Genomic DNA, 13,502 nt, shown 5'->3' with positions numbered 1-13,502 from the left:
CTTAATACAATTCATTAAGCTCTACTTCAAATAGTTGATTCTTTAGAAATTAGCGGCCAGGCATCGTATATTTGAAATTCATTGATCCTTCATATCCAGAAACTTCGGCTAACTTTTTAGGAAGTTGGGTTCCTCGGAGGACTTGTCCCTTGATCTCCCAGGTAGGATAGGACTTAATACCAGCTGCAACACAAGCCTGTGGGTCAGGATTTTTCCCATTAGGAGAACATTCTATGTAATCAATTTCTTGAAAGGCTTCTTTGCCAAATAATTGCTTTTGTTCAAAACAGTGAGGACACCAAAACGTCCCATATTCTTTCGCGCCGATCGCCGTGAGATATTTGGCTAAAGCAATTTCTGCTTCCCCTGATGTGGTGGTGATATTCCATCCATTGGGGGGTTGAGGTTGAGTGTTCGGCACTGGAATGGGGCTACTGCCATCGGCGGTAGGTTCATTGACACCAGCATAGACCCCCAGAGTTCCTACAAGGGTGATCATAGCTACTATTATAGGAATAAAAAAAATTTGACCAGTTTCTTCCCATTCTCGCCCCAAAATAGTCAATCCCATCAAAAACAAAGAAAATATTGCTGAACCAATGCAGTAATAACACAGAGTTTGCAGTTCCGTCGCTAGAATATACATTAAATAGCCACTAAAGATGGCCATTGAAGTTCCCCCAGCCAACAAAAGTGACCAAGTCCAATCTTCAAGCTGTTTTCTAAGACGTTTATTATTATCAGGTTTGACAAATAGAGGTCCTAGAGAAAAGGTTCCCATACTTATATACGCCAGAAATCCAAATAAACTGAGAGGTAAGCCAAAAACTGTAGCATAAGGACTATCCAGGACACTTTTACAACCTGTTGATCCAGTTGTAGCAGCTTCTACCCCGCAGGAAACCTCTCCTCCCATCAGTTTAGTAATGGTTAAGTAGGCAGTCAAAATAGCCCCAGCAACAGCGATCACTCCAATAATGGGACGTGACCAGCGATAGATCCAAGGTGTAGAACGTCGGCGACTCATAGTAAGATTTGTTAAAATTCAGTCTGTATCAGTGATTTTAACAATACTCTATAGAGTCAATTTTAAAGAAGGCTGAGATTGTGACCTTTCTTTAGATACGTTGACTTGTTGTGCAGCTTCTACAAATCTAGCAACCCGAATAGGATCGATTGATTCTCTAATCCTACCGTTACGTTTTAGTGAACTAGCTACAATTACGCCGTCGGCAGCTTGCATTAATTTTCCGATATTGTCCCAATTTGCTCCACTGCCGATAAAGACAGGGGTTCCTTGGGCGGCGGCTGAGGCTAATTCTAAGTCTTCGAGACTAGGAGGACGTCCTGTTGCCCATCCTGATAAAATTATTCCGTCAGCCAGTCCTCTTTCGAGGGTATCTTCAACGGCGGTAGTTAGGTTTGGGATTCCTACTAGAGAACAGGCGTTTTTAACCAAGACATCGGCTAAAATTGCGACATCAGCCCCTAATTCTCGTCGATAACGAAGTAATTTATGGGCATTACCTTCAATTAATCCTTGATCGGTTGCCATAATTCCCGTGAGGACATTAACCCGAATAAATTGGGCATTAATGGTGGAAGCGATTGCCATTGCCCCGATAGCGTCGTTACGGAGGAGATTAATCCCGACAGGAACGACTACTAAATTTTTAATGCGATCAACGATCAAGGTCATGGCACTGATAATAGCCGGATCAACTTGATCTTTTGTAAAAGGAGCATCGAAAAAATTTTCGATGATAATACCATCTACTCCCCCTGCGACAAGAGCAGTTGCTTCTTGTTCAGCCCGTTCGATTACTGAAGTTAAACTACCTCCCCAACGGGCGGAAGTGGGAAGGGGTAACAGGTGAACGACACCAATAACCGGATATGTTGTGTTGAAAATTTGAGTCAAGTCCACTGAATCTACCTTGATGGTCGGCTACGGTTGGTGCCGTTGCGAAATTGAGATCCGATAACAAATTGTATCGTAGTTGGGGAACCTCCGGTAAGAGAAGGATGAGGTGAGAGAATAAACCTTTTAACTTTTGTCTTAGTTATTTGAGATGCTGTGTAAATGTAACGATTTCACTGTCGAAACACCTCCAATTCCTCAATACTCTTAGTCCTTAATCTTTTTTTCAAATTAAATTTTTGGCTAACTTGCTTAAAATACTTAATTTCCCCCTGTGCTACTTTAGCGATCCTAACGTTTAATGCGATTAAATTGGTCATTTTCAAAGGCTGAAGTAACTATGCTCAAATCCATGAAAGTTTTATAGCATAGTTTACAGAAAACTGGAGAAGGTTAAAAACCACAGAAAAAGACATTGTTTGATCGAGTGTTTTCTGTAAAAACTATCTAAAATTGCTGACTATAGCATGAAAAAATTCCAGGTCATCGGCAAGATGAGATACCCAACTATTTATCAAGTTGATAATACGGGTTTGAGGTTTAAAATATTCTCGATATAGGTTAGTTAATAGATAACAAAACCAAGAAAAGTATAGAAATTAATTTTTTTGGTACAATCAAGTTTTGTTTATTGTTAGGTTATAACATTATTCAGTGTAGTCAGGGATGGATTATGATTTTAAATTTTAATCATTTTAAGCTTAATTTTTATGTTTTGTTTATTTCGTTATTTAAGTTACCTCATACAATTGGATCAGTTACTTTCTGATCCAGGATATTCTCTAATTGCGCATACTAATCAATCACGTAAAATAACTGCAGAACTAAAGATAATTAAATTTATACTGATAGTGTAATGGTTGCTTTTAATCCTCTATTTAAGAAAAACTATAAACGTTGTAAAAACTATCTTTCAATTTTACATAAAAAAATAAAAATAAAGGAAATTCTACTGAAAAACTCTTAATTAACTTGCTAATAAAACAGAGATTTGTTGATGATTTTACCTTGATTAAAGTCTATTATATAGAGCTTACATATAAACTCTATATAATAGACTTTAATTTACTCATTTAAAAATGCAGATTTATAAAATTAATTAAATATATAATAAGAATTTTTTTAAAAAGTCTTTATTCCAGAATTTTATCTGTTTATACATAGTGTTTATGTTTACTTTTAAAAAGTAGAAATATCTGTTAAATTAATTATTTCAAGGAAACAATCAATATTATTATCAAATAATATTGATTGTTATTATGTAATTGCATACATGAATCAATAATCTTGATTATATATTTAATTTTAACTATAATTTTTTTCAACTTCAAATCTAGATGAAGTGATGCTAAAAATTTTAAATAAAGTATTTAGAATAAGAAATAATAATCTTGAAAAGTAAGATAGTGAAAAATTTTATAAGATTTACTTAAAGTATTAATATTTAGGTATTTATCCTACAACTTGTGTACAATATCGAAAATTAATTAAATATAGAGGCTATCAAAAATATCAGTCTTAGTCAAAGAAAAAAATAGCAATTTTTAAAAAAGTTTGTTTCTAATTTTTGGAGTTCGCTTAATTTTCCAGACTAAGATAGTCATCCTATTTATTGTTTTTTTTTATAAAACTTAAGCCTATACTGATTTTAAACAAATAACTTATCACTAAAACAAAATACAAAAAAACTCTAATTTAAATACTATAAATCAATAAAAATAGTCTTTTTTTAAGAGAAAATATCTTTAAATGACAACTTTATAAAATTACTATTAGTATTAGTAATACAGCTAAAATATATGTTTATAAGTTTAATTATAATCTCTATAAAGATTTAATTATATTTGAGAGTTTAGGGGAATATACAGCTTATTATCTTAGCACTTATCTTAAATTATATTTTTATTTAGAAATACACTATTTTTTTTTTTTAAAATAGTGTATTAAAAGGAAAGAGTTATATAACTTATCGTCATAGGTTACAAAATAGTTTATGTAATTGATATAGTTTTTAGTCTTTAAAGTTCTACTACAATTAATAATTTTAAATTTAAATTAGATAAAATACCCAACAATTTTTCTAGATAAGTTATATATACTAATCAATAAAGATAAAAAAATAGAAATTTAAAAGATATAAAATACTTGAATATAGTTTATCTTTTAGGTTTTAATTTGTATGTATTTTACATTTATCTGTTTTTTAGATTTATTTATAAAAATAAATTTTGTACTTATTTTTTGTATCAAAAAATAATCCACTTAAATTGAACAAGTAAACCGTTAGCTAATTAATAGTTTATTGATTGATTTATTGGCTAATTTAGTTTTAATATTTTAGTGTAATTATTACAAATTTTTTCTATTTTAAACTCATAAAAATATTTGATATATTACTATTTTTTAGATCATATTTAGCCGTTAATTTTTGAAAAAATACAGTTAAACTAATTTAAATTATTCCAGAAATACAAATTATTAATTACTATTATTTATTTTTTGATTTTGCGAATAATTTTCTTTAAAAGTTATTAGGTAACAAGTGTAAGGATTTAAAATGCCCTTTTTTTAGATAAACTATTTATTTTTCTTATTGAACTATTACTCGTATCGCAACTATCAGTAGTGATGATATTTAGTTTTCGTATAGACATTCTATATATACTAACAATTACTATTTAAGTACAATTGTAATTGTCTAGATGTATCCTTATATTTTTGTTATTGGTAATAATGTCTACTTTATTAGTGATTTTAACGTTTTTAAAATTAATTATTAAAATGTAATAACAATTTATATAAACCTCATAGAGACTATAAAAAAACAGAGAATTTTCTTTAAGATTTGCTTTTATACTTTTAATTTAAAAATATCTAAATCTTACCTAAAAATTACTTATAAATATAAAGATATTTATAAGTAATTTATTTAAACATTGTTTTTCTAGTTAAGAAAAATCTCCTAATTTTTAGATACTAAAAGTAGTGATGATGTTCTGATAATTAACTTTTTTTAAAAAAATTGTTTAGTAAGGTAACTTATGACATACTCAATAGATCTTAACAAGCCCAATTGATGACTATATAGATACATAGATAGTCTCTATGTTAGTTTGCTACGATCAACCTATTCTTCTGGTGGTGATTATTTAATATTTATTTTTTAATAAAAATTAAGTAGTATCAATAGTTATTAAATCAATTTATATGACTAAATAAAAAGCAATTTCTAAACAACAAATATGAGAAATATCTTTATTACTTCATAATTTAACATTAAAGATATTTTTTTAAAATTTTAAAGCTTTTAATTTTACGAAAATTTTTCCAAAAGATAGAAACTCTAAAATGTATGAAAATATAGTTATAAAATAAGTCATCTGAGTTTCAACCAATTGAAAATTTTTAAATAAAGTTAAAATATATGTTGCAACTTGAGTTAACTTATAGTTATTGTAAACTTTCACATTAACACCGGCAACATAATGTCCATCTGTTAAGTAATCTTCAATCTATAATTTATTATCTAAATTTATGGTGGATTTATTCTACCTCTTCAAGGGATTTAGGAACAGAAAAATTAATGTTAATTTTTATTTCAGTTTTTTTAAAAAAATTGTATAATTTAGTAACTTATTATTTTAAAAAAATTAACTAATAGTCGAAAGTATAATGAAAATTTTAATGGTCAGTAATGGTCATGGAGAAGATGTAATTGCGGCTTGTATTGCTGAACAATTACGAGCTCTATCTAACGCCCCTCAAATAGTAGCTTTCCCCCTAGTGGGAGAAGGGCACGCTTACAAAGATTGTAATATTCCTATTATTGGGTATGTCCAAAAAATGCCATCAGGGGGGTTTAATAAAAATCCAAAACACCTACTACGAGATATTAGTGGAGGACTAATTAAATTAACTTTTTATCAGTATAAAAACATTCATCAATGGGGAAAAAATGGAGGTAAAATCTTAGCAGTTGGTGATTTAATACCCTTATTTTTTGCTTGGTTGAGTGGGGCAGATTATGGATTTGTTGGAACTGCTAAATCAGAATATTATTTACGGGATGAAAAAGATTGGCTGCCTCAAACTTCTTGGTTAGCGCGTTGGTTTGGATCGATGTATTTTCCTTGGGAATGTTGGTTAATGAGTCATCCCCGATGTCGGGGGGTTTTTCCCAGAGATCGGTTGACCTCCAAAATTTTAGAACAATGGCCAATACGAGTTTTTGATTTAGGAAACCCGATGATGGATGGTTTTGAGTCGAATCCAACAGTTAATTTAAACTTGAAATATGATTCATTAACTATCGTGCTACTTCCTGGTTCTAGAAGTCCAGAAGCACAACAGAACTGGAAAATTATTCTGGAAGCAATTCAAGAAATAATAAAAGAAAAACATAAAAATACTTTTACTTTTTTAGGTGCGATTTCTCCTTCTCTAAATCTTGATAGTTTTATTCAATTTCTAATTTATAAAGGTTGGATTTTTCAACCCATAACAACTAGTAAATTATCTTTAAATGATCCTCATAGATTAGTTTTTAGTCAACGCCAGACTACCCTAATATTAACTCAGTATTCCTATAAAGATTGCTTACAAATGGCTAATCTGGCAATCGCTATGGCCGGAACAGCAACAGAGCAATTTGTTGGATTAGGTAAACCAGCAATTACTATCCCTGGAAATGGACCACAATTTACTTTAAATTTTGCTAAACAACAAACCTATCTTCTAGGAGAATCAGTCATTTTAGTTGACCATCCGCAACAAGTCCCAACTGTCATCAATTCTTTATTAAGAAATCCTCAAAAACTACAGCGTATTGCTGACAATGGACGCAAAAGACTTGGAACATCCGGAGCTGCCAAACGAATTGCTCAATGTTTAAGAGACTGTTTTTAAGTGGTCGTAATGTGTGAGGTGCAGAAATGATTTTGGAGCTCCACAATTGACAAAAATCATTTAATTTTGTGAACTTTAATGTCTAATCATCTTCCTAAAATAGGACAATGAGATAAGCGAATTAAGTAAATATACTACGGGAAATATACTTATGGTGAGTGAGAAGTTTCAGACGGTAGCCTCTCTGTCGAGTCGGGAGATGGAAATTCTCGAACTCGTAGCCACTGGTTTAACCAACCTCGAAATTGCAAAGAAGCTCAAAATTAGTAAACGAACCGTCGACAATCATATCAGTAATACTTTAACAAAAACAAAGACAGAAAACAGAGTGGAATTGTTGCGCTGGGCGTTGCAGTGGGGTAAAGTCTGTCTTGACGATGTTAACTGCTGTTCCTTACCTATGTCCCATCAAGTAAATGTTATTAAGATTGATGAAGTGGCCTCCTAACACCTTTATATAGATAAGTGGTTAGAGATTATAGTTAACATCCTGATCTCTAGTTTAAGTCGCTGTTAACAAAGAAATTTTACTATCTTCCCAAAACAAAACTTCAAATCAGGTTTAAATACACGGTCAGCAGAAGAATATTCTCATTTTTTCTACGATGGCTAATATTTAGTGTTTGCTTCAGACAGACGAGGAAAAAGAAGGATCTGACTTTATGATTTTCGAGATCGTCGTCTTCTACCTTTACTAGGATTAAATCAGCCAGGAAGTAGTTAGGATGAACCTAATATTAGTGTCGCCTTATTCCCTTTGAATTAAACCGAGGAAGACAATAGGATATTGTAATTTATGATCGGGGATTAAATACCTCTTTATTTTTTCCTAATCGATTATTAAAAAATGATCGCTAAACCCCAAACCAATTTGCAAATAACTTATTACAAATAACTTATTATTTTTGCTGTATTTTTTCTAAGGCTTGTTTGACTCTTTCTGGAGCTTTTTTCATCACCTCATCAAAGTTATCTAAAATTTCCCCAGGATAATTTTCTAAGATTTTAGTAGACAAGGAAATACGGCTTTTGTATTCATCAATATTAAGAACTACCACCTGAATTTCTTGTCCAAACTTAAACAGTGTATTTAAAGAATCAACCCGTGAACCGCTAATTTGTGTAATATGTAATAATCCTGTTAATCCATTTAAATCTACGAATATTCCATAGGGTTGAATTCTAGCTACCTTTCCAGCGATTAATGTTCCTACCGTAATTTTATTCATTTGTACTGCCATAATGGCACGGCGTTGGGACAATACTAATTTATTATTCTCCTGATTAACTTCCAAAAAATTGGCAGTTAAAGACTGACCTACTAAAGACTCTAAATCTTCTTTTTCGAGGAGATGTGATCGCGGAATAAACCCTCGTAACCCTTCAACTTTACCTATGACTCCCCCTTTATTGGTTCGAGTCACAAGCATTTGAACTGTTTGTCCGGTCTCAACCAATTCTGCCACATCATCCCAAGCTTGTTGTAATTGTAGTTGACGGACAGAAAGTTTAACTTGACCTTCAGCATTTTGATCACTGATAATCAAAAACTTACATTCTTCATTTAAAGGAAGAACCTCAACTAAATCAGAGGTTGAGTCTAAAGCAGCTTCTCTTAAGGGAACAAATCCTGTAGACTTGCCTCCGATATCAACATAAGCTCCGTCGGAGGTGTGTTGAAGCACCATTCCGCTAACAATTTGTCCTTTCTCAAAGGTATAATCGTGCTGGTCTAGAGCTTTAGCAAAGTCATCCATAGAAAAGCCAATCTTGGATGATTTAGAGGGGATAGATTCTGGAGTCATGGTGATTAAATAAACAAGGGAAAGCAATAAACAGTTAGTCATATCATCGCGGTGACAACAACCCACTGATGACGATAAACTTAACTAATTTTAATATCTTCTTAGGTGTAGCCGGCTTCAAATTTAAGAACGAGACATGGGTAAGTAGTTGGAGTGATCGCCACATAACGTTATTTAGCAATCTGTTCAGTTACTCCTCGAAAACATTAGTATAAACTCTAAAAGTTTCATGAACTATAAAAATGCCAGGAAAGACACCTTTTATATTGGCATAGCTAGATAAACATCAATGATAGCCAATTCTACATTATATGCTTGAGTTCATCGAGTTTTAACGTATGATATCGCCATAGTTTAGAGGCTAAAATAACCCATAAGACAATTCTAGGAAGAATCAAGTCGCAAAAATCAATTATCTTGCAAAAACTTAAGATAAGATTCACAAAGTTCTTCAACCGCTAAATCATATAATTGCCGACCATGTTCTGGAGTCGCTAATGCAGGATTTGAGCCTATTCTGCCATCAGGATAATGGTGGCGAAAATCCACTGCCCCATAGATCGGATAACCAGATGCCACTTTTTCAGATAGAGGGACATTTTTAATAGACTCAGGATAGATATATTGAGTAATGGCTACTTCTGAGGGGGTAGCATGAGATCCTTCTTGATCACCGTACAATTCATGGGACTTTTTGTATACAGAACGACACATAAACCAATTTTCCACTTTACAGCGGACTTGATCCGCTTGGGGAAAATTAAGATTAGCTAAATAATTATAGTACTGGGAAAAAGCCCCTTTAAGAGAAGCAATATTACCGCCATGCCCATTAATAAAGAAAAATCTGGCAAATCCTACCTTAGTTAAACAGATTAAATAATCCTCAATTACTTGAATTAAGGTTGTAGGACGCAAACTAATTGTTCCAGGGAAAGCCGTATGATGCAATGCCATACCTACATTAATGGTGGGGGCTACCATCGCTTGAATCTCCGCCCCAACCCCTTTAGCGATAACCTCTGCACAAATCGAATCAGTTCCTATTAACCCTGTCGGTCCATGTTGTTCCGTCGAACCAATAGGAATAATCAGTCCTTGAGAGGTGTTCAGATAATCTTCAACTTCTGGCCAGGTGCTTAAGTTTAGTAGCATAAAATATTTAAATGTCTAAGAAGACGATGAGATAAAAGGAGAAAAAACTATACTCAACGGCTAACTTTGTTGTATATCTTAACCTAGAGTCAACGTTAAAAGTATTTTTCATACTATCTCTAGACTTACCTCAAGCTTTGTCTTCCAAAGAAAATATCAAGCATCATCGAATTTTGGTAGTCGAAGACAAAGATGTGATTCGAGATATGATTCTTATTTTCTTAGAAGGGGAAGGTTATGAGGTGGTAAGCGCTCCCGACGGACGCACCGCATTGAATTTTTTCCAAAATAAGGTTTCTTCAGACACTAGACCAGAGTTTTACTTGGTGGTTTTAGATTTAATGCTACCTCGGATTAACGGTTTAGATATCTGTCGTCTCCTGAGACACAATAGGAACTTTGTCCCTATCTTAATTCTTAGTGCTAAAGCCAGTGAAACTGATCGAGTTTTAGGTCTAGAAGTTGGAGCAGATGATTATTTAACCAAACCCTTCAGTACACGAGAATTAGTAGCTCGTTGTCGTGCCTTAATCCGTCGTCAAGGGTTTAGTAATGTGTTATCAGTCCCTGTCCGTAAGTTCCGCGATGTTACCCTATATCCCAACGAATGTCGGTTAGAGGTTCGTGGTGAGGAGGTGAACCTTTCTCCGAAGGAATATCGCCTATTAAATTTGTTCATGAGCTATCCTCGTCGGGTTTGGTCTCGCGAACAATTGATCAAGCAGATATGGGGACCTGATTTCTTAGGAGATACTAAAACTGTTGATGTTCATATCCGCTGGTTAAGGGAAAAGCTAGAGCATGATCCGAGTCAGCCAGAATATTTAATTACGGCAAGATGGTTTGGCTATCGCTTTGGTTAATTACATAAAGTGATTGGCTAACATGAAGTCAAGCAATAGTCAACAGATTATTAAAAGTCAACAGACAATTGACAGTAGGCTATCAGTTTATTGATTTTTTTTATTTTTGGTTTCTTATTAGGGATGGTCATTTGGGAGTGTAGTTACTACCGTTTTAAATACCAATTGCAGAAAATATTGACTGCTTCGCCCGATACAGAGGATTTATTTAAATTTTTATCTGCAACATCCCTAGTGCGGCGGGAAATTCTTTATCTTCAAGAAACGTCTCAACAGCAAGCTATAGAATTACAACGACAACAATATATCCTGGAGTTGGACCCAATTGGTTATTTACATATTGATCGGGATAATCAATTGCTGTGGTGTAATCGACAAGCGTAACAATTGTTCCATATTAATCGTTAGCAACCTGGATAAGTGAGTCTTTTGCTAGAGCTAGTTCGTTCCTGTGAACTCGATCAACTAATTGAAAAAACACGTAATACTCAAACTGCTCAAGTAGAAAAGTGGGTGTTTGATAAAACACCCTATGTCAATCAAGTGCTTGTAAATGGTGGAGCTATTACCCTAAAAGGGAGAAGTTATCCCCTCCAGAATCAAGCTGTGGCAGTGTTCTTGAAAAATCAACAATCATTAACAGAACTATCGCAATCGCGCGATCGCGTCCTTTCGGATCTTACCCATGAACTACGAACTCCTTTACCCTCTATTTTTTTAGTGGCTGAAACGTTACAAAATTCTGAACGTCGTTGGGTTGAACAAGTATTGAAGGAAACCGCTCGCCTAATTCATTTAGTTGAAGATCGGCTTGCTGTGAGTGAAATAGAAAATAATCTTCATCAAAATCTCGCTTATGAATGCCTAGCTTTAGATGAATTAATTTTGTCAGCGTGGCAAACTTTAGATCCTTTAACGCAAAAAACACAAGTCACTCTCGATTTTAATGGTAGCTCGGAAATTCAGTTTTTGGGTGATCGCTCTCGTTTATACCAAGCATTTCTCAATCTGCTAGACAATAGTTTCAAACATAGTCCTTCTGGATCTACTATTCAAGTTAATTTGAAATTATGCGAAATTAATCAAGCTATCGAAGTTGATATTATTGATTGCGGTTCGGGTTTTTCTGGGGCGGATTTGCCTTATATTTTTAATCGTTTATATCGAGGCGATCCTTCACGAGTACGTGCTGGAATCTATCCCCAATCTCCTCGTCAAGGAAGTGGTTTAGGTCTAGCGATTGCCCAAGAGATTGTTCATGCTCATGGTGGCTCTATTACTGCTAAAAATCATCCTGATCCCCACGGAGCTTGGGTAAAAGTGATGTTCCTAATTTGAACGACCCAATTCTATAGAGAGAGCCTAAAGTATTTATTCATTGTTATAAATGGGTAATTTAGATTATTTTCAGTTTAAACGGACGATAGCTTAGAACTGAAATTTTGTAATCAGTGCAATAAAACCAGACAGCTAGACTATGCATAGTCAAATTCAGGGAGATAATCGTCAAATTTTATCACTATTGCCTTTTCCATCTTATCTTCCTTCCTTAGACAATCTTCAAAAGATGTGCAAGGTCTGAGCTCATAAATTATGAGAGAGATTTTTAAGATAATCGCGAATAACTTCATTCAGCATTAATAATAAAGAATGAATGGAATAGTGAAAAAGACAAATAATGAATATCAATAGCGCGCTCAAAGTGGGAGTCTTAGGATTTGGAGGACTAGGACAAGCGGCTGCCCGAATTCTTACTCCTAAACAAGAAATGACTTGGGTAGCGGCCGCCGATCTTAAAGGTTATGGTTATTGTGAGAAAGGATTAAATCCTGATCAAGTAATATCCACCTATCATGAAAAGGGGTCGATTGGCTATTGTAAGCCCTATGGAACCTTCAGTAACAAAAGCATTCAAGACTTACTTGAAACTAAGACGGTTGATGGCTACTTCTTAGCTTTACCTAATCTTCCTAATACCTTTATGGCGGATGTGACTAGGCAATTTATCGCGTCAGGATGGCGAGGAGTGTTAGTAGATGCCCTTAAGCGTACCAGTGCAGTAGAACAATTACTCAAATTACAACACGAATTAGCTCAAGCCGGAATCACTTACTTAACTGGATGTGGGGCAACTCCCGGTTTACTCACCGCCGCCGCAACCATAGCGGCCCAAAGTTACGCCGAGGTTCACCGTGTTCAAATCTCCTTTGGAGTCGGTATTGCTAACTGGGAAGCCTATAGGGCTACGATTCGTGAAGATATTGCTCATTTGCCAGGGTTTGACCTAGAGAGAGCCGAGGGGATGAGTGATGCTGAGGTAGAAGCCTTTTTAGACAAAACCAATGGTATTTTAACCTTAGAAAATATGGAACACGCTGATGATATTATGCTAGAACTAGCGGGGGTCTGCGATCGTGATCGGGTAACAGTTGGGGGTGTAGTTGATACTCGCAATTCCAGAAAACCCTTAAGTACTAATGTTCAAGTAACCGGGCGTACTTTTGACGGAAAGATCTCTACCCATACTTTTGCTCTGGGAGACGAAACCAGTATGGCAGCTAACGTTTGCGGACCTGCTTTTGGTTATCTTAAGGCAGGTATAGCGTTACATCGTCGGGGAATTTATGGACTATTTACCGCCGCGGAAATAATGCCTAAGTTTGTGAGATAAAACACTTGTATCAAATAACAGGCGATGTTCAAAATTCTGGTTTTTAAACAGGATATATGATACATAATGTGATATTTTTATCTAAATTCAATTCAATACTGCTCAACTCAGTTAAGTGTGGAGATAGTAATGGTTCGCGTTCGGTTTGCGCGAACTTCTTCCTATTAATATTTATATTTATT

General features: G+C 34.3%; 12 protein-coding genes. 6 read left to right on the top strand and 6 right to left on the bottom strand.

The window, feature by feature from the left end; all coding sequences use genetic code 11:
- Positions 1-49: 49 nt before the first annotated feature.
- From RGRSB_RS05865 to RGRSB_RS11105, 4 genes are all read right to left on the bottom strand, one after another.
- Entirely contained in the window at positions 50-1,027 is a 978-nt protein-coding gene (locus tag RGRSB_RS05865) for a vitamin K epoxide reductase family protein (protein ID WP_119260244.1), read from the bottom strand.
- 48 nt (positions 1,028-1,075) lie between these two features.
- A complete protein-coding gene (gene btpA / locus RGRSB_RS05860) occupies positions 1,076-1,927 on the bottom strand; it encodes a photosystem I biogenesis protein BtpA (RefSeq protein WP_119260243.1) in 852 nt (283 codons plus the stop codon).
- A gap of 167 nt (positions 1,928-2,094) precedes the next feature.
- Positions 2,095-2,241, bottom strand: coding sequence for a hypothetical protein (locus RGRSB_RS10125; RefSeq protein WP_172582052.1), 147 nt, complete (start codon positions 2,239-2,241; stop codon positions 2,095-2,097).
- Between the two features lie 2,970 nt (positions 2,242-5,211).
- Positions 5,212-5,433, bottom strand: a complete 222-nt coding sequence (locus tag RGRSB_RS11105) for an endonuclease V (RefSeq protein ID WP_119260242.1) — start codon at positions 5,431-5,433, stop codon at positions 5,212-5,214.
- Between the two features lie 160 nt (positions 5,434-5,593).
- Between RGRSB_RS11105 and RGRSB_RS05850 the strand changes: the two genes are divergently transcribed.
- Together RGRSB_RS05850 and pedR are read left to right on the top strand one after the other, a co-directional pair.
- The gene (locus RGRSB_RS05850) at positions 5,594-6,826 is read left to right on the top strand and encodes a lipid-A-disaccharide synthase-related protein (protein WP_119260241.1); all 1,233 of its coding nucleotides are present in this window, start codon (positions 5,594-5,596) and stop codon (positions 6,824-6,826) included.
- A gap of 145 nt (positions 6,827-6,971) precedes the next feature.
- Positions 6,972-7,274, top strand: a complete 303-nt coding sequence (pedR, locus tag RGRSB_RS05845; protein WP_338063344.1) for a photosynthetic electron transport-dependent transcriptional regulator PedR — start codon at positions 6,972-6,974, stop codon at positions 7,272-7,274.
- Positions 7,275-7,725: 451 nt separating this feature from the next.
- Here pedR and RGRSB_RS05840 read toward each other — a convergent pair whose 3' ends face one another.
- Both RGRSB_RS05840 and RGRSB_RS05835 read right to left on the bottom strand, forming a co-directional pair.
- Positions 7,726-8,616, bottom strand: a complete 891-nt coding sequence (locus RGRSB_RS05840; RefSeq protein ID WP_172582117.1) for a S1 RNA-binding domain-containing protein — start codon at positions 8,614-8,616, stop codon at positions 7,726-7,728.
- A 423-nt stretch (positions 8,617-9,039) separates the two neighbouring features.
- Complete coding sequence (locus RGRSB_RS05835) at positions 9,040-9,786, bottom strand: creatininase family protein (protein ID WP_119260239.1); 747 nt, start codon at positions 9,784-9,786, stop codon at positions 9,040-9,042.
- Positions 9,787-9,896: 110 nt separating this feature from the next.
- Here RGRSB_RS05835 and RGRSB_RS05830 point away from each other — a divergent pair, with 110 nt between their 5' ends.
- The 4 genes from RGRSB_RS05830 to bioU all read left to right on the top strand — a co-directional run bounded on the left by RGRSB_RS05830 (position 9,897) and on the right by bioU (position 13,320).
- Positions 9,897-10,649: a response regulator transcription factor gene (locus RGRSB_RS05830; RefSeq protein ID WP_119260238.1), complete on the top strand. Its 753-nt coding sequence runs from the start codon at positions 9,897-9,899 to the stop codon at positions 10,647-10,649.
- Between the two features lie 123 nt (positions 10,650-10,772).
- The gene (locus RGRSB_RS10885; protein ID WP_338063316.1) at positions 10,773-11,033 is read left to right on the top strand and encodes a hypothetical protein; all 261 of its coding nucleotides are present in this window, start codon (positions 10,773-10,775) and stop codon (positions 11,031-11,033) included.
- A 45-nt stretch (positions 11,034-11,078) separates the two neighbouring features.
- Positions 11,079-11,987: a sensor histidine kinase gene (locus tag RGRSB_RS05825; protein ID WP_338063315.1), complete on the top strand. Its 909-nt coding sequence runs from the start codon at positions 11,079-11,081 to the stop codon at positions 11,985-11,987.
- A 340-nt stretch (positions 11,988-12,327) separates the two neighbouring features.
- Complete coding sequence (gene bioU / locus RGRSB_RS05820; protein WP_119260237.1) at positions 12,328-13,320, top strand: (S)-8-amino-7-oxononanoate synthase BioU; 993 nt, start codon at positions 12,328-12,330, stop codon at positions 13,318-13,320.
- The last annotated feature ends 182 nt before the right edge of the window (positions 13,321-13,502 follow it).

The organism is cyanobacterium endosymbiont of Rhopalodia gibberula (assembly GCF_003574135.1).
Taxonomy (GTDB): domain Bacteria; phylum Cyanobacteriota; class Cyanobacteriia; order Cyanobacteriales; family Microcystaceae; genus Rippkaea.
Note: the sequence above shows the minus strand (reverse complement) of the source record. Positions and strands in the feature narration are given on the sequence as shown.